At 67.5% G+C, this 22,615-nt stretch carries 18 protein-coding genes; 4 read left to right on the top strand and 14 right to left on the bottom strand.

The genetic code is table 11. From position 1 onward, the window contains the following. Complete coding sequence (gene ccoG / locus B4920_RS02390) at nucleotides 1-1,407, bottom strand: cytochrome c oxidase accessory protein CcoG (RefSeq protein ID WP_079432991.1); 1,407 nt, start codon at nucleotides 1,405-1,407, stop codon at nucleotides 1-3. A 95-nt stretch (nucleotides 1,408-1,502) separates the two neighbouring features. Beyond that, nucleotides 1,503-2,903, bottom strand: coding sequence for a PLP-dependent aminotransferase family protein (locus tag B4920_RS02385; protein WP_079432990.1), 1,401 nt, complete (start codon nucleotides 2,901-2,903; stop codon nucleotides 1,503-1,505). 193 nt (nucleotides 2,904-3,096) lie between these two features. Between B4920_RS02385 and B4920_RS02380 the strand changes: the two genes are divergently transcribed. From B4920_RS02380 to B4920_RS02370, 3 genes are all read left to right on the top strand, one after another. Further along, the gene (locus B4920_RS02380; RefSeq protein WP_079432989.1) at nucleotides 3,097-5,178 is read left to right on the top strand and encodes an ATP-dependent helicase; all 2,082 of its coding nucleotides are present in this window, start codon (nucleotides 3,097-3,099) and stop codon (nucleotides 5,176-5,178) included. An 80-nt stretch (nucleotides 5,179-5,258) separates the two neighbouring features. Further along, nucleotides 5,259-5,765, top strand: a complete 507-nt coding sequence (locus B4920_RS02375) for a flavodoxin family protein (RefSeq protein WP_079432988.1) — start codon at nucleotides 5,259-5,261, stop codon at nucleotides 5,763-5,765. Between the two features lie 116 nt (nucleotides 5,766-5,881). Next, a complete protein-coding gene (locus B4920_RS02370; RefSeq protein ID WP_079432987.1) occupies nucleotides 5,882-7,591 on the top strand; it encodes a cation:proton antiporter in 1,710 nt (569 codons plus the stop codon). Nucleotides 7,592-7,613: 22 nt separating this feature from the next. Here B4920_RS02370 and B4920_RS02365 read toward each other — a convergent pair whose 3' ends face one another. Both B4920_RS02365 and B4920_RS02360 read right to left on the bottom strand, forming a co-directional pair. Beyond that, entirely contained in the window at nucleotides 7,614-8,888 is a 1,275-nt protein-coding gene (locus B4920_RS02365) for an HD-GYP domain-containing protein (protein WP_079432986.1), read from the bottom strand. Further along, complete coding sequence (locus B4920_RS02360) at nucleotides 8,885-9,706, bottom strand: helix-turn-helix domain-containing protein (protein ID WP_079432985.1); 822 nt, start codon at nucleotides 9,704-9,706, stop codon at nucleotides 8,885-8,887. Before B4920_RS02360 ends, B4920_RS02365 begins: the two co-directional genes overlap by 4 nt. A 131-nt stretch (nucleotides 9,707-9,837) precedes the next feature. On the opposite strand from B4920_RS02360, the gene B4920_RS02355 reads away from it, so the two are divergent. Continuing rightward, nucleotides 9,838-11,049: a YbfB/YjiJ family MFS transporter gene (locus tag B4920_RS02355; protein WP_079432984.1), complete on the top strand. Its 1,212-nt coding sequence runs from the start codon at nucleotides 9,838-9,840 to the stop codon at nucleotides 11,047-11,049. A gap of 82 nt (nucleotides 11,050-11,131) precedes the next feature. On the opposite strand, the gene B4920_RS02350 is transcribed toward B4920_RS02355, so the two are convergent. From B4920_RS02350 to clpB, 10 genes are all read right to left on the bottom strand, one after another. Continuing rightward, nucleotides 11,132-11,518: a cytochrome c family protein gene (locus B4920_RS02350; RefSeq protein WP_079432983.1), complete on the bottom strand. Its 387-nt coding sequence runs from the start codon at nucleotides 11,516-11,518 to the stop codon at nucleotides 11,132-11,134. Nucleotides 11,519-11,530: 12 nt separating this feature from the next. After that, on the bottom strand, nucleotides 11,531-12,904 hold the full coding sequence (locus B4920_RS02345) for a cytochrome C (RefSeq protein ID WP_079432982.1): 1,374 nt from the start codon (nucleotides 12,902-12,904) through the stop codon (nucleotides 11,531-11,533). 88 nt (nucleotides 12,905-12,992) lie between these two features. After that, nucleotides 12,993-13,568 carry a cytochrome b gene (locus tag B4920_RS02340; RefSeq protein ID WP_088179364.1) on the bottom strand — a complete coding sequence of 192 codons (576 nt, stop codon included), beginning with the start codon at nucleotides 13,566-13,568 and terminating at the stop codon, nucleotides 12,993-12,995. 107 nt (nucleotides 13,569-13,675) lie between these two features. Further along, the gene (locus B4920_RS02335; protein ID WP_079432980.1) at nucleotides 13,676-15,079 is read right to left on the bottom strand and encodes a sensor histidine kinase; all 1,404 of its coding nucleotides are present in this window, start codon (nucleotides 15,077-15,079) and stop codon (nucleotides 13,676-13,678) included. Beyond that, nucleotides 15,063-15,758, bottom strand: a complete 696-nt coding sequence (locus B4920_RS02330) for a response regulator (RefSeq protein WP_079432979.1) — start codon at nucleotides 15,756-15,758, stop codon at nucleotides 15,063-15,065. The genes B4920_RS02335 and B4920_RS02330 overlap by 17 nt, the downstream gene beginning before the upstream one ends. Before the next feature lie 15 nt (nucleotides 15,759-15,773). Beyond that, entirely contained in the window at nucleotides 15,774-16,214 is a 441-nt protein-coding gene (locus B4920_RS02325) for a potassium channel family protein (RefSeq protein ID WP_079432978.1), read from the bottom strand. Nucleotides 16,215-16,290: 76 nt separating this feature from the next. Then, nucleotides 16,291-17,733 carry an aldehyde dehydrogenase family protein gene (locus tag B4920_RS02320; protein WP_079432977.1) on the bottom strand — a complete coding sequence of 481 codons (1,443 nt, stop codon included), beginning with the start codon at nucleotides 17,731-17,733 and terminating at the stop codon, nucleotides 16,291-16,293. Nucleotides 17,734-17,815: 82 nt separating this feature from the next. Beyond that, a complete protein-coding gene (locus B4920_RS02315) occupies nucleotides 17,816-18,799 on the bottom strand; it encodes a hypothetical protein (protein ID WP_079432976.1) in 984 nt (327 codons plus the stop codon). Nucleotides 18,800-18,832: 33 nt separating this feature from the next. Further along, complete coding sequence (locus B4920_RS02310) at nucleotides 18,833-19,588, bottom strand: hypothetical protein (protein ID WP_139379404.1); 756 nt, start codon at nucleotides 19,586-19,588, stop codon at nucleotides 18,833-18,835. A gap of 389 nt (nucleotides 19,589-19,977) precedes the next feature. Continuing rightward, nucleotides 19,978-22,557 carry an ATP-dependent chaperone ClpB gene (clpB, locus tag B4920_RS02305; protein ID WP_079432974.1) on the bottom strand — a complete coding sequence of 860 codons (2,580 nt, stop codon included), beginning with the start codon at nucleotides 22,555-22,557 and terminating at the stop codon, nucleotides 19,978-19,980. Between the last annotated feature and the right edge of the window lie 58 nt (nucleotides 22,558-22,615).

Raw genomic sequence — 22,615 nt, 5'->3', positions numbered from 1 at the left:
TCAGGGCAGCACGAAGGTGCTCTTCTCGCTGACCTGGATGTCGGGGTCCTGGCGGGCCTTGATCAGGAAGGCGATCGGGCTGGCGCCGGATTTGGCGGCGTCGGGCGGCGCGGCAACGGTCACATGGACTTCGCGGATGCCGCCGGCCTCGCCGCTGAAGTGGGTCGCGCCGACCAGCTGGATGCCGGGCAGGCCGCTCACCGCCACGTCGAAGTCGCGATCCTCTTCGGCCAGGTTCATCAGCTTGAGGGTGTAGGCGTTCTCGATGAGCCCTTCGGCGGTCTCCCGCGACAGGCTGCCCCGGTCGCGCAGCACGTCCACCAGCAGCAGCGAACGCTCGCTGAGGGTCCACGCGCCGAGGGCCACGAAGACCCCGATCAACCCGCCATACACCGCCAGCCGCGGCCGCCCGCTGCGGGTTGGCTGGCCGGCCAGCTCCTGTTCCGACGCGAAGCGGATCAGACCGACGGGCTTGGCGACCTTGGCCATCACGTCATCGCAGGCATCCACGCACAGGCCGCAGTTGATGCACTGGTATTGCAGGCCGTCACGGATGTCGATGCCGGTCGGGCAGACCTGCACGCAGATGCCGCAGTCGATGCAGTCGCCCTTGCCTTGCGTTACGCCTTGCCCGGCGCCCTGCCCCGCCGCCTTCAACGCGGCCGCGCCCTTGCGCGGCTCGCCGCGGGCCACGTCGTAGCTGACGGTGCGGGTGGTGCTGTCGAACATCACGCCCTGGAAGCGGGAGTACGGGCACATGTGCTGGCACACCGCTTCACGGGCGAAACCGGCCTGCACGTAGGTGAACAAACCGTAGAAGATCAGCCAGAAGCCTTCCCACGGGCCGACGTTCCAGCCCACCAGCGCCGGCAGCAGCTCGCGGATCGGCGTGAAGTAGCCGACGAAGCTGATCGCCGTCCACGCCGCCACCAGCCCCCACAGCGCGTACTTGGTACCGCGCCGGGCCAGCTTGCCGAGGCTCGGCGGGGCCTGGTCGAGTTTCAGGCGGGCCAGGTGGTCGCCTTCCACCTTCGCCTCGATCCACATGAAGATTTCCGTATAGACCGTCTGCGGACAGGCGAAGCCGCAGAACAGCCGCCCGGCCAGCGCGGTGACGAGGAACAGGCCGGTAGCGGCGAGGATCAGCATGATGGCCAGGAGCAGCGCATCCTGCGGCCACAGCACCAGGCCGAAGAGGTAGAACTTCTCGTGGGGAATGTCGAACAGCACGGCCTGGCGGCCGCCCCACTGGAGCCAGCAGGCCCCGTAGAAGACCAGCTGGGTGAACCACACCATCGCCCAGCGGATCGTGTTGAATCGGCCGCGCACCTCGCGGGCGTGGATCTTTCCCTTCTTGCGGTACAACTCCAGTTTGGCTTCGCGGACCTTGCTGACAGGCTTGTTCATCTGGGTATTCCTCCTGGACCGGGAGTAAATCACCCGGGGCCGGATGGAAACAGATTCAGCCTGTCGTGTTTTCTATAGGCACAGAACTTGAGGTGCTACAGGAGCGCCCCCAGCGTGGCGACCGCAGCCCGCCCGCGCTCTCCGAGGGGATGGCCGAAGTTGAGACGGATGCAGTGGCCGAACTCGCGCTTGGCCGAGAAGATCGGCCCCGGCGCGATGCTGATGCCCTGCTCCAGCGCCCGGCGGTGCAGCGCGAGGGCATCGGTGCCGCGCGGCAATTCGAGCCACAGGAAGTAGCCGCCCTGGGGCCGCGCCAAGCGCGTATCCGCAGGAAAGTGGGTTTCGATGGCGGCCACCAGCGCCGCCTCCTGGGCCGCCAGCGTGCCGCGCAACTGGCGCAGGTGCTTCTCGTAGCCGCCGTGCTTCAGGTAGTCGGCCAGCGCGATCTGCACCGGCACCGTCGTCGCCAGGCTCAGGGACAGCTTCTGGCGCTGGATCGCCGCCGCGTAGCGCCCCGCCGCCACCCAGCCGATGCGGTAGCCCGGCGCCAGGCACTTGGAGAAGGACGACACGTGCATGACGCGCCCGTTCGGATCCACCGCCTTGGTGCACAGCGGCGCCGCGGCGCCGAAGTGCAGCTCGGCATACACGTCGTCCTCGATCAGCGGCACATCGTGGCGGTCGAGCAGCTCCACCAGCGCCTGCCGCCGCTCGTCCGGCACCCGCGCGCCAGTGGGGTTGGCGTAGTTGAGCATGAACAGGCAGGCCTTCACCGGATGATGGCGCAGCGCGTCCTCCAGCGCCGGCAGGCTGACGCCCTCGCGCGGGTGGCTGGGGATCTCGATGACCTTCAGGCCCAGCCGCTCGGCGGCCTGCAGGCCGGCGTAGAAGGTCGGCGACTCGATGGCGATCAGGTCGCCCGGCCGCGTCACCGCCTGCAGGCACAGGTTCAGCCCTTCCATCGCGCCGGAGGTGATGACGATCTCCTGCGGCGCCACCGACGCGCCGTGGGCCAGGTAGCGCAGGGCCAGCTGGCGGCGCAGCTCGTCGTTGCCCGGCGGCAGGTCGGTGACGGTGGCCAGCGGGTCCAGGTGACGCGCAGCAGCAGCCAGGCAGCGCCCCAGCTTGTCGAGGGGAAAGAGGTAGGGGCTGGGGAAACTGGAGCCGAGGGGCACCACCGCCGGGTCCTTGACGCTGTCGAGGATCTGGAAGATGAAGTCGCTGACCTCCAGCGCCGTCGAGTGGCCGACCGGGTGAGTCATCTCCGGCTCGGCCAGGCGCTGGCCCAGGCGCGCCCGCACGAAATAGCCCGACTTGGGGCGCGCCTCGACGAGGCCGCGGCTCTCCAGCAGCGCGTAGGCCTGGGTCACCGTCACCGGCGCGATGCCGTTGCTTTTGCAGGCCTGGCGCACCGACGGCAGGCGGTCGCCGGGACGCAGCACGCCGTCGGCGATCAGGCGGGCGGTCTGTTCGGCGAGATTCTGGTAGAGGCTCATGGGTGGATGGTAGCAGGCCCGGGCAGGCCCCCTCCCCTTTCCCCAGCGCTTGCGGCCCTTACCAAGCTGTATACAATTACAGCCAAAGCGAGACCACCATGCCCTTGCACCACATCCCTTCCCCGTACCACAACGCCCTCCCTTCGTCAGCCACTGCCGCCGCCCGTAGATCGGCCGCAGGGAGCGCCCCCCGATGAGCGGCGTGACCGACACCGCCATCCCCGCCTACCTGTCAAAGCTCAATGAGGTGCAGCGTCAGGCCGCCACCCACGGCGTCGGCACGCCCGACGGCGACGGCCCGCTGCTGGTCATCGCCGGTGCCGGATCGGGCAAGACCAACACCCTGGCCCACCGGGTCGCCCATCTGCTGGCCCACGGCGCCGACCCCAGCCGCATCCTGCTGCTCACGTTTTCCCGCCGCGCCGCCGACGAGCTGGCCCGGCGCGTGCAGCGCATCGCCGCACAGGTGTCGCCGCGCCACGCCCAGCTGGCCGCCACGGGTTTCCCCTGGGCCGGCACCTTCCACAGCGTCGGCGCGCGGCTGCTGCGCGAATACGCCGGCGCCATCGGCCTCGACGCGGCGTTCACGATCCACGACCGGGAGGACTCGGCCGACTTAATGAACCTGGTCCGCCACGAGCTGGGGCTGTCGACCAAGGGCAAGCGCTTCCCGCTGAAAGGCACCTGCCTGTCCATCTACTCGGCGGTGGTGAATACCCGCGCGCCGCTGACCGACGTGCTGTTGTCCTCCTTCCCTTGGTGCGCCGAGTGGGCGACTGAACTGAAGGCCCTGTTCCGCGCCTACGTGGCCGCCAAGCAGGCCCAGCAGGTGCTCGACTACGACGACCTGCTGCTCTACTGGGCCCAGATGGTCGGCGTGCCGGAACTGGCCGCCGACGTCGGCGGGCGCTTCAGCCACGTGCTGGTGGACGAATACCAGGACACCAACCGCCTGCAGGCCGAGATCCTGCTCGCCCTCAAGCCCGACGGCCGCGGCCTCACGGTGGTCGGCGACGACGCCCAGTCCATCTACAGCTTCCGCGGCGCGACGATCCGCAACATCCTCGATTTCCCTGGCCACTTCGATCCGCCGGCCCGCCAGCTCACGCTGGACCGCAACTACCGTTCGACGCAGCCCATCCTGGCCGCCGCCAACGGCGTCATCGGCCAGGCCAAAGAGCGCTTCTGCAAGGACCTGTGGAGCGAGCGCCCCTCCGCCGAGAAGCCGCGCCTGATCAGCGTCCGCGACGAGGCCGACCAGGCCGCTGGCGTCGTCGAGCGCATCCTCGCCCGCCGGGAAGGCGGCCTCCGGCTCAAGGCCCAGGCGGTGCTGTTCCGCGCCGCCCACCACAGCGTGCGCCTGGAGATCGAGCTGACCCGCCGCAACATCCCCTTCGTGAAGTTCGGCGGGCTCAAATTCCTCGAAGCCGCCCACGTCAAGGACGTGCTGGCCATCCTGCGCTGGGCGCAGAACCCCCGCGACCGGGTGTCCGGCTTCCGTGCCATCCAGCTGCTGCCCGGCCTCGGACCGAAATCCGCCGGGCGCATCCTCGACAACCTGCAGGCCGCCCCGCCGGGCTGCCTGCTGCTCGGCGAGCAACCGGTGCCCGACGGCGCCCGCCAGCACTGGCAGGCGTTCGCCACGCTGGTGGAAGGACTGGGCGAAGCTGGCACCTGGCCGCTCCCCGTCGAGAAGCTGGCCCTGTGGTACGAAGGCCAGATGGAGCGCCTGTTCGAGGACGCCGCCGTGCGCCAGGCCGACATCCAGCAACTGGCGCGCATCGCCGCCACCTACCCGAGCCAGGAACGCTTCCTCACCGAGCTGACCCTCGACCCGCCGGACGCCACCAGCGACGAATCCGGCAAGCCGCTGCTCGACGAGGACTACCTGATCTTGTCTACCATCCACTCGGCGAAGGGCCGCGAATGGCCGGCGGTGTCCCTGCTCAACGCGGTGGACGGCTGCCTGCCGTCCGACCTGGCCACCGGCAGCGAGCGGGAGATCGAGGAGGAGATGCGCCTGCTCTACGTGGCAATGACCCGCGCCAAGGACCATCTCGACCTCTACGTGCCGCAGCGTTTCTACGTCAGCGGCCAGTCCGCCACCGGCGACCGCCACGTGTACGCCAGCCGCACGCGCTTCATCCCCAACCGCCTGCTCGACCGCTTCGAGAACTGCACCTGGCCCGAGGCCACGCCGGATACGCCAGCCAGGGCCGAAACCCGCCAAGCGGCGGTGGACCTGGCGGCGCGGATGCGCGCGATGTGGGATTGAGCCACACGAGCTCGACCGGCAGCATTGACCGAAACACCGCGCCCGCCTAGTCTCGAAGGGCCTCCCGATGCCTTTCGACGATGACCGCCACCGCCCGCAAGACCCTGCTGCTCGTCTATCACTCGTGGACCGGCGCCACCGAGCAGATGATCCACGCCGTCGCCCGCGGCGCCAGCTGCGAGCCGGACGTGGCGGTGCGCCTGCTGCACGCCCCCGAGGCCGGCCCCGACGACCTGCTGGGCGCCGACGGCTACGTCTTCGCCACGCCGGAGAATCTGGCCGCCATTGCCGGGTTGATGAAGGACTTCTTCGACCGCAGCTACTATGGCGCCCTCGACCGCATCAACGGCCGCCCCTACGCCGCGGTAATATGCGCGGGTAGCGACGGCAGCAACGCTGCCCGCCAGATCGCCCGCATCGCCACCGGCTGGCGCCTGCGCGACATCGCCCCACCGCTGATCGTGTGTACCCACGCCCAGACGCCGGAAGACATCCTGGCGCCCAAGCACGTTCCCGCCGAAGAACTCGCCAAAGGCGAGGAACTCGGAGCCGCCTTCGCCACCGCACTGGCAATCGGCGCGTTCTGACACGCTGCAGCAATAAGTTTTTCGAATCATCGAACTGCACTGCCGGTGCAGCGTCGAATCCTTAACATGCCCTTTGATCGCGCCCCGCCCGGCGCCCCGACCCCCGACGATTGCCGATGCCTCACAACGTTTCCCTGATCGCCCTCATCGCAGCCGGCCTCGGCCTGGCGATGGTCCTCGGCCTGGTGGCCACCCGCCTGCGCATGCCGCCGCTGGTTGGCTACCTGCTCGCCGGCGTGGCCATCGGCCCCGGCACGCCCGGCTTCGTCGCCGACCTTCCACTGGCCGGCCAGCTGGCCGAAATCGGCGTGATGCTGCTGATGTTCGGCGTCGGCCTGCATTTCTCCATCGACGACCTGCTGGCAGTGCGCAAGATCGCGGTACCCGGTGCAGTGGTGCAGATCGCCGTGGCCACCGGCCTCGGTGCGGCGATGGCCCTGTTGTGGGGCTGGCCGGTGGGCGAATCGGTGGTGTTCGGGCTGGCCCTGTCGGTGGCCAGCACGGTGGTGCTGCTGCGGGCGCTGGAAGCCAAGGGCATTCTCGATTCCACCAACGGACGCATCGCGGTCGGCTGGCTGGTGGTCGAGGATCTGGCCATGGTGCTGGTATTGGTGCTGCTGCCGGCGCTGGCCCCGCTGCTCGGCGCCAAGGGGGCCGCTCCGGCGGCCGATTTCTCGGCGCTGGCGCTGACCGTCGGTGTGACGCTGGCCAAGGTGTCGGCCTTCATCGCGCTGATGCTGGTGGTCGGCGCACGGGCCTTTCCGCGACTGTTGTGGCTGGTGGCACGCACCGGCTCGCGGGAGCTGTTCACCCTCTGTGTGATCGCCGCGGCGGTGGGCGTGGCCTACGCGTCGGCGATCCTGTTCGACGTGTCCTTCGCGCTGGGCGCCTTCTTCGCCGGCATGATGATGCGCAAGTCCGAGTTCAGCCACCGGGCCGCAGAGGACTCCCTGCCGCTGCGCGACGCCTTCTCGGTGCTGTTCTTCGTATCGGTGGGCATGCTCTTCGATCCGCAGGTGCTGATCGACGCCCCCTTCAAGGTACTCGGCGTGGTGTCCATCGTCCTGTTCGGCAAGACGCTGGCGGCAATCGCGCTGGTGCTGGGCTTCCGCTATCCCCTCAACACGGCATTGACGGTGGGTGCCAGCCTGGCCCAGATCGGCGAGTTCTCGTTCATCCTCGCCGGCCTCGGGCTGAGCCTCGGCCTGCTGACGATGGAGGGGCAGAACCTGATCCTCGCCGGGGCGCTGATCTCCATCGCCCTCAACTCGGTGCTCTTTGCCGCCATCGAGCCGGCCCAGGCCTGGGCACGGGCCCGCTCGGCATGGGCGCGCAAGCTCGACCTGCGCGACGATCCGCTGGCCGCGCTACCGATGACCACCGACCGCAAGCTACTCTCCAACCAGGTGGTGTTGGTCGGCTACGGGCGGGTCGGCCGCCACATCGCCGCCGACCTGGACAAACGGCGCATTCCCTACGTGGTGGCGGACAGCAACCGGGAAGTGGTGGAGGCCCTGCGCAAATCCGGCAAGGCGGCAGTCAGCGGCGATGCGTCCGACCCCATCGTGCTGGTCCAGTCCCACATCACCCGCGCAGCGATGCTGGTGGTGGCCATCCCGGACCCGCTGGCCTGCAGGAAGATGGTGGATATCGCCCGCAAGTTGAACCCGGACATCATCGCCGTGCTGCGCGCCGACAGCGAGGATGGCGCCAGCCTGCTGCGCCGGGAAAAGCTCGGCGAGGTTTTCGTCAGCGAACGGGAGCTGGCCATCGGCATGTCCCGCTACGTGATGTCCCGCCTGTCTTCCGACCACCACCACGGCTGACCCCGGATGCCGGCCCGGCCGCTCAGGGCACGGGCAACGCGGCGTCCACCGCCGGGCTGCCGGATGGCAGCGGCGGGAAGGCCGGCCGGGCGATCTTCATGGCCTGCTCGACGTCGGCCAGCAGCACACCGGTCACCCTGGCATCCACCCGCCCCTGCTCGGCCAGCTGGCGGATGAAGGCCGCCACCTCGTCCGCCGCCAGGCCCTGGCGGTAGGGACGGTGCTGCACCATCGCCTGGAAGATGTCGGCCACGCGCAGGATGCGCGCCTCCAGGGACAGGGTAGTGCCCTTCAGGTGGAAGGGATAGCCGGAGCCATCCGGCTCCTCGTGGTGGTAGGCCGCCCAGCGGGCGATGTCCTCGAAACCCTCGATGTTGCGCAGGATCTGGAAGGTCTCGAAGCTGTGGGTGTTGATGATGCGGCGCTCGCGGCTGTCGAGGCGGCCCGGCTTGTCGAGGATCTCGTCGGGCACCCGCAGCTTGCCCAGATCGTGCAGCAGGCCGGCGATCTCCAGCTTGTCGCAGTTCGCCGCCGGCACATCCATGCGCTCGGCCAGGAAGCGGGCCAGCCGCGCCACGCCCAGGGAGTGTTCGGCGGTGAAGGGGCTCTTGGCATCGACGATGCGCGCAAAGATGCAGGCCAGGCGGCGCAGATCGTCCATCGCCGCCGGAAAGGGCTCGCCCCGCGCCAGCTGGTCCACCAGGCAGGCCTGGATCGAGCGGGGCTCCAGCATCAGCCAGAAGGCCTCGGTACGCGAGGCCGTCATGAACACCTCCACCAGATCCGGCGCGAAATAACTGCCCGCGTGCTCGGCGATACGGGTGCGGATGACCTCGGTATTCAGCAGCAGGCTGTTGTCCGCATAGTACGGCGCGGCCAGCGAATCGACCCGGTCCACCAGATAGATCCGGTTGGCCTGGCGCACCACCTCGGGCGGCAGGCCGGCGGGCAGCGCATCCCAACGGGTATGGTGATAGCGCACTGGCAGGGCCATCGGCGCCAGCGGTGCAAAGCTGCCAAGCAGCGCGGAGCCCACCTCGCAATGGACCTGGGAGCCTTCCCAGTCGAACTCCGCCACCAGGTGGCTGTGGGTATTGGTGGACGACACGCCGATGTCGTGCAGCATGCCGAGGTCGAACAGAAAGGCGGCCTCGCCTTCCGTCAGGCCTTCGCAGCGGGCGCACTCGGCAGCCATGATGCCGACCCGCTTGCCGTGGGCCACGTCGTCCACGCCGACCAGGTCGAGGGCGTCGGAGAGGGCGTAGATCACATGGTGGAGATCTGCATTGATGGTCATGAAATCACCTCGTTGGCAGTGAAGGGGCGCGCCCGCAGCCCCCGGTATTCCGTCGGACTGCAGCCCATCTCCTGGCGGAACATGTAGGTAAAAGCCGATGGAGAACTGTAGCCCAGTTCCAGCGCGATGTCGGTTACGCCTCTCCCTGCGCCCAGCCATTCGACGGCACGGAACAGACGCAGGCGATGCCGCCATTCGCGCAACCCCAGGCCCAGTTCCTTCTCGAAACGCCGCGCCAGGGTACGCGTCGACGCCCCCAGCGCGGCCCCCCAGTCCTCGGCACCGCGCGGATCGGCGGGATTCGCATAAAGGGCCTCGCAGAGCTTGCGCAACATCGGGCTGGTCGGCCACGGCAGCTGGAAATCCTGGACCGGCAGGCGGCGCAGCTGGTCGAGGATCAGCCCATGCACGCGGGCGATGTAGCCGGCGCTCTCGCTGCGCCCACCGATCTCCGCCAATTCGACGATCAGCGCCCTCAGTAGAGGAGACACCGCCAGCACTGAACATGTTCCCGGCATGCCGAGGTCGGGCGCGTCGGCGACATAAAGGTTGCGGAACTCTGCGCCGTGCAGGGCACCGGTGGTGTGCCGCACGCCGGTGGGCACCCAGATCGCCTGCTCCGGCGTGATCACGTAGCGGGATTTTTCGACCATCACCACCAGCGTGCCGGCAGTGGCGTAGACGAACTGGTTCCAGCGGTGCACGTGGGGCGGAAAGATGTGGCGCGCCGGCAGGGTCTCGAAGCGCTGGAAGACCGGCCCCAGGAGTTCGTCCATGTCCGGCACCTCAACCAGCGTCCAGTCTTCTTCCAGGTCCATGCGTGCTCCATCCAATGCAAGGGATCAGCCTCGTGTCAGTTCATCGACAACGAAAGTCATCCTATCGAAAGTCTGACATTCCTGCACGTCCTAAGATCAAGGCCATAACAACCCGTAAAAGAGAGAACAGCATGCACGCCGCAACAACCGCCCTTCCCGCCAGCAGCGCGGCCGATCGCTATCGGGTGATCTTCGCCGGCATCTGCGCCCTGATCCTCACCGTCGGCCTGGCCCGCTTCGCCTACACCCCGCTCTTGCCGATCATGCGCGGCGAGGCCGGCCTCAGCGCCATGGACGGCGGCTGGCTGGCGACCTTCAACTACGTCGGCTATATCACCGGCGCACTGGTGGCGGCGACGATCAGCGACCTCGGCCGCAAGTTCAGGCTGTACCGCATCGGCCTGGTGGTGGCGGTGGTCAGCACCGCCGCGATGGGCGTCACCCAGGACGTGACGTTGTGGGTCGCGCTACGCTTCGTGGCCGGCCTGTCGAGCACCGCCGGCCTGCTGATCGCCTCCGGCCTGGTGCTCAACTGGCTGATCCGCCACGGCCACCGACCGGAGCTGGGCCTGCACTTCGCCGGCATCGGGCTGGGCATCATCGTGTCCGGGCTGGCGGTCGCCGGCATGGTCGGCCACCTGGCGTGGGACGGCCAGTGGCTGGGCCTCGGCCTGCTCGGCGTGCTGTTCTTCGTGCCGGCCTGGTTCTGGCTGCCTGCCCCCGCGCCGGTCAGCGCCCAGGCCACCGCCCAGTTGCCGGCGGCACCGTCGCGGCGCTGGATGGGGCTCTTCATCGCCTCCTACTTCTGTGCCGGCTTCGGCTACGTGATCAGCGCCACCTTCATCATCGCCATCGTCGAGAAGCTGCCGCTACTGGCCGGCAAGGGCGGCTGGGTGTGGGTCATCGTCGGCCTGGCGGCGGCGCCCTCCTGTTTCCTGTGGGACCGCATCGCCACCGCCTGCGGGCAGATCCCGGCGCTGCTGCTCGCCTACGCCCTGCAGATCGTGTCCATCCTGCTGCCGGCCTTCAGTGACGGCACCGCCGCCAACCTGGCCAGCGCCATGCTTTACGGCGGCACCTTCGTCGGCATCGTCAGCCTGACCCTGTCGATCATCGGCCGCTGCTTCCCGGCCAACCCAGCCAAGGCGATGGCGCGCCTGACCCTCAGCTACGGCGTCGCCCAGGTGGTCGCCCCGGCGATGGCCGGCTACATCGCCACGGTAACCGGCAGCTACAAGGGCGCGCTGATCGTCGCCGCCTGGGTGATGGCTGCCGGCATGGCGCTGCTGGTGGCCCTGATGCGCCAGCAACGGATCGAGCGCAACGCCCAGCGTACGGCGTAAACGCAAGAAGGGCTTGCCTCGGCAAGCCCTTCCCACTTTCACATCGACCGGACCGGCCCCCCACCGGGCCGGCCGACGCAAATCACTTCAAGGTCGCCAGATAGGCCAGCAGCTCGGCTCTTTCGGCCGCGCTCGCCAGTCCGTCGTATTTCATCTTGCCGCCGGGCACGAGCTTCTTCGGCGCCGTCACGTAAGCGTCGATCTTGTCCGGCGTCCACGTGATGCCGCTGGCCTTGAGGGCGTCGGAATAGCTGGCTTCGGCCACCGTGGCAGCCTTGCGGCCGACCACGCCGAACAGGCTTGGGCCCTTCTTGTTCTTGCCTTCGCGCGCGCTGTGGCACTCGGCGCACTCGGTGGCAAATACGTCCTTGCCCTTGTCCACGTCAGCTGCAGCGCGTGCCTGGAAACTGAGGGAACTGGCGGCAGCCGCCAGCAGCAATGGCAGGACGGCGCGAGAAATCATTTTCATCACGTCACTCCGTCAGAACGAGGTCCACGCGAACAGGAACAGCGTGTTGTTGTCCTTCGCGTCGCGGCCGTTGCCATCGTAGTTGGTCTTGGCACCGTTGTACTTGTTGTACATGGTGTATTGGGCGCCGAGGCGGACATTGGCCCACGGAGCGCCCCATGAGTTCTCCTTGCCCCACGGCGTCCAGTCGGCCTGCAGGATGTAGCCGGAGGTGTTCGGCGAACCGTTGGCGAAGCCGTCGCTGTACAACGTGGCGTCAGCGGTGCCGTGGGTCACGAAGCGGCCAACCGTCGCGCCCCAGGTCTGCATGTAGTGGTAGGACGCGTTCAGCTTGAACTCGTTGAGGCGTCCCTTCAGGTTGTCGGCGCCCTCGGTGGCGACGAGCTGGTTGCGGGTCTGGCGCTCACGGATGTAGCTGGTATTGACGGTCGCCACGTGCTCGCGGGTACCGAGGAACTGGTAGGACGCATCGACGCCCAGGTCGTTGAACTTGTTGGAACCCGGCGTGCTGCGGTCAGGCTGCAGCGAGGTGTTGAGGCCGAAGATGCCGGCGTTGAAGGCCTGCTTCTTCAGGTCCTGGAACACCGCCAGGCGCCAGTAGGCGGTGTTGCCGCCGAGCCGGCCCATGTCCTCGCCCTTGCCGAGACCCAGGCGGCTCTGCATGGTCGGGGTCAGCGAACGGTAGGTGCCCAGCTCGGCATACACCATGTTGTTCCAGAAGGTGTAGGCGGACACGCCGGTGACACGCTGCTCGAGGCCACCGTTGATCAGCGTACCGGCACCGCCCTGGCCGAAGCCCACGGCGGACGCGGTGTAGGGGAAGCTCCACACCGGCATGCTGTTGAACGGATCCTGCACGCCGGGGTTGTTGTTTACCGACAGGCCGAAGACGGTTTCCTTGCCGGCCACCTCGGTGGTGTGCGCAAAGCGCACGTCGGCCTGGTCGATGGACGTGCGCTGGCCGATACCGTCGTAGGTGGCCTGCACGAAGGCGCCGATCTTGTCGCTCAGACGGCCAGCCAGGAACACCGAAGCCTCATCGAAGGAATGGTTGTTGTTGGGGCCGGACTTGTCCGGCGCCGGGTCCTGGTTCTTGGCGGTGCGCGTGAAGGATGCCACCACCATGCCGGACAGCGGCACCTTGCCGCCCTTGCCGTCGGCGTCGGTATAGCCACCGATCTTGAACTTCACACCGTAAGGCGTCAGTTGCGGGCCATAGGCGCCGATGTGGCAGGCCGCGCATTCCTGCCCGGTCTGGCGGGCGAAGCTCGGCACCGCGTGGGCGGCCGGCGCGGCGGCCAGGAAACCGGCCGCGGCCAGCAGGAGGCTGGCTGTATGCCGGATCGTGGACAGACGGGTTTTCCCCCCGGAAAGAATCGGATGCATGTTTGTCCTTGTACTTGTGGTGAATAAAAAAGCGGGGTAGCCCATGAAGACGGGCGCGTACGCCGCCATGGGAAGAATCAATGCAGGCTCAGGACTGGCGAACCGGCAACATCGCGCGCAGCACGTTGTCGCGGCGCACGAAGTGGTGATAAAGCGCGGCGGCGGCATGCACGCCGACCAAGGCCATGAGCAGCCAGGCAGCGTTCTCGTGGTATTCGGCCAGATCGTCGGCAAGGTCTTCGTCCTCCTCGACGATCGTCGGCAGGGTAACCAGCCCAAAGTAGGACACCGGCTTGCCATGGGCGCAGGACAGCGCCCAGCCGATCAGCGGCAGTGCCATCAGCAGCATGTAGAGCGCGAGATGAGCCAATTCGGCCACCAAGCGGGCCAGCGGCGACATGTCGGCGGTCGGCGGCAGCGGCCGGTGGGCCAGGCGCACCACGATACGAGCCATTGCCAGTAGCGCCACAGTGAGGCCGATGCTGCGATGGATGTTCATGAGGGTTGCGCGCAGGGCCTTTTCCTCGATCCCATCACGCACGAAGGCGATGCCGATCACCAGCGCGATCAGCAGCGCCGTCGCCCAGTGCAGGAAGACCAGGGAACGCGGCCGGCGCAGGCCGTTGGAAGAATCGATGACGGGGGATTGGGAGGTGCTGGGCATGACCATCGGGTCCACTTTGGATGACCCGGCGGACCATAGCGGCCGGCAGCCTTCAATTGCCTGACAATCCGTGGGGGAATTGTCAGGCAGCCTGCCGCCCCACAGACCTACGCAGTGGGCGGAGTGGCGGCGGGTGCCTGCGGAAAGACGACCCGCACGCACGTCCCGGTACCCTGGCTACCGCTATTGATGAGCACCTCGGCAGCATGGCGGTCGGCCACTTCCTTGACGATGGCGAGCCCCAGCCCCGTGCCGGGCACACCTTCCGAGCCGCCCCGATAGAAACGCTCGAAGACCCGGCTCCGCTCACTTTCCGGAATGCCCGGCCCATCGTCCTCCACCTCGACGAAGACGCCCTCCTCCTCACGATGACCGCAGCGCACTGTCACCCGCCCACCGGCCGGGGTGTAGGCGATGGCGTTGTCGATGAGATTGGCGAGCACCTCCCGCAGCATCCAGCGGGAGCCCAGCACCCAGGCCGGTGCCGTCTCGAAGCCCAGGTCGATGTGCTTGGCCAGGGCATCGTCGAGCAGGTCGGACGCAGCATCCTCGAGCAGCGCGGCCAGATCCACCGGGCGGTAGTCGCTGATCAGCGCGCCTTCCGACGAAGAACGGGCCAGGGCCAGCATCTGGTTGGTGAAATGCACCAGGCGGCCGGTGGACTCGCGTAGGCGCTCGATGCGCGGCCGGGCCTCGGCGGGGAGGACTTCGACGGCCAGTTCCAGCTGAGTCTGCAGGCCGGCCAGCGGCGTTCGCAATTGATGGGCGGCGTTCGACAGGAAAGCCTGTTGGGCCCGCCCTGCTCGCCCCAGATGCTGCAGCAGGCGGTTGATGGCGCGCACCAACGGCCCGGCCTCGGCAGGTACGCCCGTCTCCTCGATCGGGCTGAAATCGCTCGGTCCCCGTGCTGCGATGTGCCGCCCGAGGACGTCCAGCGGCTTCAGTGCGTAACGCACTCCGAAATACACCAGCAGCAGTGCCGCGGCGATCAGCAGCAGGTTCGGCCAGAAGATCGTCGCCAGGATGCGGTTGGCGGCACGCCGGCGCTTGAGGGTGGTTTCGGCGACGATGACCGTCGCTGTCATGCGAGGACTTTCATAGCGGTAACTGGCGGTCCGCACGGCACGTTTTCCCACCGTTGCGTCCTGCAGGATGCTGCGGTTCGCCACCTCCGGCCGCGGCAGCTGCAGCAGTTCGGCATCGCCGGCAATGACCTTCTCGCGGTTATCGAACACCACGTACTGGACCTTGTCGAGGGCATCGGAACGCAGGATCTCGTCAGCCGCCGGCGGAATGTCCACCTCGATGTCCTTGTCGTCGTCGTCGCGCTCCAGGCGCGTGACCAGGGCCACCACCGTTCCTGTGAGCGCGTTGTCGTAGGCCTCGTCGGCAATACTGAGCGCCGCGCGGTAATCGGCCACCATGCTGGCCGCCAGCAGGATCAGCAGCGGCCAGGAAATGACCATCAGCAGCCGGTTGCGCAGCGCGCGGGCCTCACCTAGGCGCGGCATCGCCCTCTCCCGCCTCACCCGCTTCGATGCGGTAGCCGATACCGCGCACGGTGCGGATGCCAACCCCGCTGCTAGCCAGCTTGCTGCGCAGGCGCGACACGTAGATCTCCACCGCATTGGGGGTGATCTCCTTGTCCCACTGGCTGAGACTGTCGGTCAGCTTCTGCTTGGCGACCACCTTGGGCGCCGCCAGGGCCAGCTGCTCGAGCACATCCCACTCCCGCCCGGTCAGCTCCAGCCCGGCACCGGCCAGCGTCGCGCTGCGCCGCTGCACGTCGAGCGCCAGCGGGCCGACGCTCAGCATCATGCTGGCCGCCGCCCGGCTGCGCCGGATCAGCGCCCGGATGCGCGCCAGCAGCTCGGGCAGCAGGAAGGGCTTGACCAGGTAATCGTCGCCGCCCACGTCCAGGCCGACCACCCGGTCGTCCAGGCCATCGCGGGCGGTCAGGATCAGGATGGGGGTCAACACGTTGCGGCGGCGCACCCGGCGGATCAGTTCCAGCCCGTCCATCCCCGGCAGACCGATATCCACGATCGCCAGATCGTAGGCGGTATGCTGCAACACCGCCTCGGCCGGCTCGGCGGCCTCCAGCCGGTCCACCATGAAACCCTCCCGTTCCAGGCCTTCGACGAGGCCGGCAGCCAGGGTCTTGTCGTCTTCAACCACCAGAATGCGCACGCTCGCGACCCTCCGTCAGATTCCGTCGCCCAGGCCGTCGCGCCAGAAACGCTCCATCGCGATGTACGCGTAGGACGCCGACCAGCCGATCAGCAGCAGGCCGTTGAGGGCCTCGGTACCCGCCAGCAAACGCACGGCGCCGCCCGGCACCACGTCGCCGTAGCCGAGGGACGTGAAGGTCTCGGCCGAGAAATACAGGGACACCGCAAACGAAAAGCGGTCCACGTCACCCACCGACCCAAGCTGTGCATAACGCACCAGCGCAAACACCACGAAGGCGTACAGCGTGATCTCGACGAGATGGGCGATGAAGGTGCCGAGGATGACGACGATCAGCTTGGCCCGCGGGCGGATGGCCAGCTCAGGCAGCCACAGACTGAGGCCGCGCAGCACTTCGTAGTGGACCACGGTCGTCAGCACGACCAGCAACAGGGAAACGGAAACGACCAGGGCCATCGGCGCAGCAACTCCTCAACGGGCGGCGGCACCGCCGCCGTGCCCGCATTCTGTCATGCCAACCTGACAACAACGCTCACGCCGGCTCGTCGGCGCCGTAGCCGATGACCGCCTTCACCTCGAGGAACTCCTCCAGCCCGTAGGCGCCCCACTCCCGCCCCAGGCCCGACTGCTTGTAGCCGCCAAAGGGCGCGCTGAGGTCCACCGGCGCGCCGTTGAGGTGCACGTTGCCGGTTCGCAACTGCCGCGCGACAGCCCGTGCCCGCCCCAGATCGGCCGACGACACATAGCCGGACAGGCCGTAGGGCGTATCGTTGGCGATGCGGATGGCGTCCGCCTCGTCCTTGTAACCCAGGATGGACAGCACCGGGCCGAAGATCTCCTCGCGGGCGATGGCCATCTCCGGCGTCACCCGGCTGAACACCGTCGGGCGCACGAAATAGCCGCGCTCGATGCCTTCCGGCCGCCCCGGCCCGCCGGCCACGAGCTTTGCGCCATCGGCGATGCCTTGCGCGATGAAGGCCTGCACGCGCTCGAACTGGGGCCCGTTGGCCAGCGGCCCCATCGTCGTCGTATCGATCAGCGGATCGCCGACCACCACCCGCGCCAGGCTTGCCGCGGCAATCGCCTCCACCTCGTCGAGACGCCCTTCCGGCACCAGCATGCGCGACGGCGCATTGCAGTTCTGGCCGCTGTTGGTCATCAGGCTCAGCACGCCGTGGCGCACGCTCTTCGAAAAGTCCACGTCGTCGAGCAGGATGTTGGCGGACTTGCCGCCGAGTTCGAGGGCTACCTTCTTCACCGTGTCGGCGGCACTCTTCATCACCAGCTTGCCGGCCCGCGTCGAGCCGGTGAAGGAGACCATGTCCACCTCGGGATGGGTGCTCAGCGCGTTGCCGACGCCGGCCCCGTCGCCATTCACCAGGTTGAATACGCCAGCCGGCACGCCGGCCTCATGCAGGATCTCGGCCATCACGATGGCCGAGAACGGCGCCAGCTCGGACGGCTTGAGCACCATCGTGCAGCCCGCCGCCAGTGCCGGCGCGATCTTGCAGGCCATCTGGTTGGCCGGCCAGTTCCACGGGGTGATCAGCGCACAGACACCGATCGGCTCGCGCAGGATGCGCGTCGTGCCCTGGCTCTTCTCGAACGAAAAATCCTGCAGCACCGCCTGGGCGGTCTTGAAATGAGCCAGGCCGGAGCCCGCCTGGGCGCTGCCGGCCAGGGCCTTCAGCGGCGCCCCCATCTCCTCACAGATGGCGCGGGCCATATCGTCATAGCGCTTCTTGTAGGTCGTACAGATGCGCGCCAGCAGATCCAGGCGTTCCGCGCGGGAGGTCGCCGCGAAAGCCGGAAACGCTGCCTTGGCGGCGGCCACGGCGGCCTGCGCGTCGGCGGCGGAGCCGACGGCGATACTACCGGCCACCGCTTCGGTGGCGGGATTGATGACGTCCAGGCGGGCCGTGCCCAGGGCATCGCCCCAACGTCCGCCGAAATAGAACTGATGATGGATGCGCATGTCTCCGTCCTTTTTCTGGTTACTGAGGACGGAAAGTACAGGAAACGGCGGCGGCCCGGGAAGGCGCCGCCCCTGAACAGGCTCAGGCCTGCTCGATGCTGAGATAGACCTGGGTCTGGTTGAGCAGCAGGTAGGCGATCTCGCCGAAGGTCATCGGCCCGACGAGGGAGCCCGAACGCCGACCTTCGAGTCCGCAGTACAGGTAGTTGAGGATGCAGTTGCACGACCATAGCGGCGGATGGTCCGGCTCTGCGCCGATGGCCGCGCCAAAATCGGCCGGCGCGGCAAAGCGGTAGTCCACGTCGTCGAACACCGGCGCGTAAAAATCCACACGCCCGGCCTGGGCATCCACTGCCTTGATCGACACGTTCACCGACGCGCCGCCGTAATCGGCCACCAGCGGCAGGCGGATGTCCGCATGGCGGGTCGCCAGGTAGGCCGCAAAATCGGTCTCGACGCCATTGACCAGGCAGCGGGTGGCCGAGAAGCCGGTTTCCGGAAAGCGCAGGCAGTCGCCGTCGCCCTGCGTCATGCGGTTGAAGATCTCGATGCGGGCGTATTCGCTGTCCGGCAGCGGCACGTGCATCACCACCGCCCGCTCGCCGTCGAACGCGAGCTTCGTGCCATCGACCACCAGCGGCGCGACACGGCCGAAATCGGCCAGGTGGCCGCCGGCGATCCAGCCCACCACCGGCTTGATGAACATGTCCGGGAAACCCGGCGCCTTGCGGGCGTACAGGGAATGGATCGGCGAGAAGGCCGGGATGATGATCAACGTGAAGCCGTTGGCCGGGCCGTCCTCGCAGACGTGTTCGAGGTCGGTGATGTCGTAGAAGCGGATCGTCGGCGCCTCCGCCGTCGCGGGGATCTCGGTGACGAAGATGCGCTCGGACGTTACCAACCCGCCCTCCTCGCCCATGAAATAGGGGATCGTGCCGCCTATCCAGTTGCCTGCCGGCAGGCGCCGCAGCACGGCCTCGTCGCCGGCGATCATCAGGAAGCGGCCGGACGCGATCAGCGTGGCGGCCTCGTCCACCGTCGTCAGACGGTTCGTGGGGGCATTCATCTCGGTTCTCCCTCGGTAGGACAGCTCGCCGGCTCAGGCCGCTTCTTTGCTGAGTTGCTGCAGTTCGTGGGACAGCATGCGTTCGTTCTTGACGAAGTAACGGTGCAGATCGCGCAACTTCATCATGCGTACTTCCTCGTCGGCAATCACCGCCACCTGCGAGCGGATGCGCGACAGCAGCAATTGCAGGCTCAGCACACGCACGTCGATGTTGAGCGTGCCATCCACTAGGCGCAGCCACACCGGGTCGGTCAGACTCGGCACCTGGCTGCCAGGCAGCGGCTTGACGCCGTCCTCGAAGTAGGCGAGCACCGCGCTGAGCGGCCGCGGCGTCCCCGCCTCCTGGGCCGGGACGGCCTCGCCGACGCCATGCTGGCCCTTGTCGAGGGCATAGCGATAACGCCACAGCTCGCCCATCGGCACCTCGAGCAAGGTACACACGCCAGCCATGCCGACGCCTTCGTTGAGCAGGGACAGGATCTGGCGATCCAGCGCCCGCGTGAAGGGCATGCCCGCCTCGCCCGCCCATTGCTGGCGCGGCAGCTCGCTGCCGAGAGGCGGACGCACCCGGACCTGGACCTTCCAGCCACCGAAGCCGATGTGTCGCCACATCACCTCGGGGCCGCTCTCCACCGGCTTGCCGCGACCGAAGCCGAACCAGCTCCGCGGCGCCTCGACGCCGATATAGACATCCATGCAGCGGTTGAACTCGTCGGTGCGGCAATCCAGAACCATCCAGGGCTCCTGGACCTGCAGCAGCTGGCGCCACAACATCAATGCATCTGCCATACCCACCTCGCTGAAAAAGTCGGAGCAGGCAGGATGCACAGGCCAGCCCCGGGGACGGAAGCAAAGTGGAGAAACGCTGGCAAGGGACATGCCAGCAGCGTGTTTTCGCCCACGCGTGCAGCCCTTTGCCGCGCCCGCCGGGCCCTATCGATGCCGGAGCCGCACAGCACCGCCGCATTGCCGCGGCGCACCATGTAACGCATCTGAACACCTGCTCCGCCGGCAGGCGCCAAAGCCTGCTTCAGAGCGAGTCAACCGGCACGGACAGGAAACCCTTTCCCCATTTCCGTGCAAACGATATTACCGCCTGCGCGCATGCTTGGGGCCACCACGAAGGAGGTAGGGCCGCATAGCGCGCTGGCTCCCGACAGAGAGCCAGCGCGCCACCATCAGGCCTTGGCGAAGCCGATGCGGCCGTCGGCGCAGCTCACCCGGATGGTGTCCTTGGCGGCGAACTGGCCTTCGAGGATGCGCTTGGCGAGCGGGTTCTCGATGTGCTCCTGGATCGCCCGCTTGAGCGGCCGCGCGCCGAACACCGGGTCGAAGCCGGCCTTGGCCAGTTCGAGCAGCGCGTCGTCGCTGACGTCCAGATGCATCTCGAGCTTGGCCAGGCGCTTCTCCAGGTAAGCCAGCTGGATCCGTGCGATGGACGCGATGTGCTTCTCGTCCAGGCCATGGAAAACCACCACTTCGTCGATCCGGTTGATGAACTCCGGCCGGAAGTAGGTCTTTACCTCGCCCATCACCGCCAGCTTGATAACCTGGTAGTCGTCGCCGGACATCTGCTGGATCATCTGCGAGCCGAGGTTGCTGGTCATCACGATCACGGTGTTCTTGAAGTCCACCGTGCGGCCCTGGCCATCGGTCATGCGGCCGTCGTCGAGCACCTGCAGCAGCACGTTGAAGACGTCCGGGTGGGCCTTCTCGACCTCGTCGAAGAGGATCACCGAATACGGCTTGCGGCGCACCTGCTCGGTCAGGTAGCCGCCCTCCTCGTAGCCCACGTAACCCGGAGGCGCACCGATCAGGCGGGCCACCGAATGCTTCTCCATGAACTCGCTCATGTCGATGCGGATCAGGTGCTCCTCGCTGTCGAACAGGAACTCGGCCAGCGTCTTGCACAGCTCGGTCTTGCCGACGCCCGTCGGGCCGAGGAACAGGAAGGAACCGTAGGGCCGGTTCTCGTCCGACAGGCCGGCGCGGGAACGACGGATCGCGTCGGCCACCAGGCGCACGGCTTCGTCCTGGCCAACCACCCGCTGGTGCAGGCGCTCTTCCATCTTCAGCAGCTTCTCACGCTCGCCCTGCATCATCTTGGAAACCGGGATGCCAGTGGCGCGGGACACCACCTCGGCGATTTCCTCGGTGCCGACTTCGGTGCGCAGCAGCTTGTTGGCCGGCTTCGCGTCGCCGGTCGCCTCGGCCTTCTTGAGCTGGGCCTCCAGCTGCGGCAGCTTGCCGTACTGCAGTTCGGCCACCTTCTCGAGCTTGCCTTCCCGCTGCAGCTTGGCGATGTCGGCCTTCAGGCGGTCGATCTCTTCCTTGATGTGGGCCGAGCCCTGCACCGCGGCCTTCTCGGATTTCCAGATTTCCTCCAGGTCGGAGTATTCCTTCTTGATGCGGGCGATCTCTTCCTCGATCAAGCCGAGGCGCTTGAGAGAGGCTTCGTCCTTCTCTTTCTGCACCGCCAGTTGCTCGATCTCCAGCTGGATGCGGCGGCGTTCGAGCTTGTCCATCACCTCCGGCTTGGAGTCGATCTCCATCTTGATGCGCGACGCCGCTTCGTCGATCAGGTCGATGGCCTTGTCCGGCAGGAAGCGGTCGGTGATGTAGCGGTGGCTCAGCTCGGCGGCAGCGACGATGGCCGGGTCGGTGATTTCCACGCCGTGGTGCAGCTCGTACTTCTCCTTCAGGCCGCGCAGGATGGCGATCGTCGATTCGACGGAAGGCTCTTCCACCAGCACCTTCTGGAAGCGGCGCTCCAGCGCGGCGTCCTTCTCGATGTACTTGCGATATTCGTCCAGCGTCGTCGCGCCGATGCAGTGCAGTTCGCCGCGGGCCAGCGCCGGCTTGAGCATGTTGCCGGCGTCGATGGCGCCCTCGGCCTTGCCGGCGCCGACCATCGTGTGGATCTCGTCGATGAACAGGATGATCTTGCCTTCATCCTTGGCAATGTCGTTGAGCACCGCCTTCAGGCGTTCCTCGAACTCGCCGCGGTACTTGGCACCGGCCAGCAGCCCGGCCATATCGAGGACCAGCACCTTCTTGCCCTTCAGGGTCTCGGGCACTTCCTCGTTGATGATGCGCTGGGCCAGGCCTTCCACGATGGCGGTCTTGCCGACACCCGGCTCGCCGATCAGCACCGGGTTGTTCTTGGTGCGGCGCTGCAGGATCTGGATCGCCCGGCGGATCTCGTCGTCGCGGCCGATCACCGGGTCGAGCTTGCCCTGGCGGGCGCGCTCGGTGAGGTCCACGCAGAACTTCTTGAGGGCTTCGCGCTGGCTCTCGGCATCGGCGCTACCCACGTTCTGGCCGCCGCGCACGGCGTCGATGGCCTGCTCCAGGGCCTTCTTGGTGAGGCCATTCTCCTTCAGCAGGCGACCGGCCTCGCCCTTGTCGTCAGCCAGCGCGAGCAGGAACATCTCGCTGGCGATGAACTCGTCGCCACGCTGCTGGGCGGCCTTGTCGGTGAGGTTGAGCAGGTTGCTCAGGTCGCGCCCGACGGACACGTCGCCGCCATGGCCCTGCACCTTCGGCAGGCGCTCGAAGGCCTTGATCAACGCCGCCTTCAGGCCGCCCACGTTGACGCCAGCGCGCTGCAGCAGGGACGCGGTACTGCCGTCCTCCTGGGCGAGCAGGGCCAGCAGCAGGTGCTGGGGTTCGATGAACTGCTGGTCGTTGCCGACGGCGAGGCTCTGGGCCTCGGCGAGGGCTTGCTGGAACTTGGTGGTGAGCTTGTCGTAGCGCATAAGGCCTCCGGATTTTGGTCTGAAGCCTAAATGGGGCAGCGGGCGCAAACTTCAAGGC

Source organism: Zoogloea sp. LCSB751 (genome assembly GCF_002028455.1).
In the GTDB taxonomy this organism is placed as follows: Bacteria; Pseudomonadota; Gammaproteobacteria; order Burkholderiales; family Rhodocyclaceae; genus Zoogloea.
This window is presented reverse-complemented; position numbering and strand designations above follow the sequence as displayed.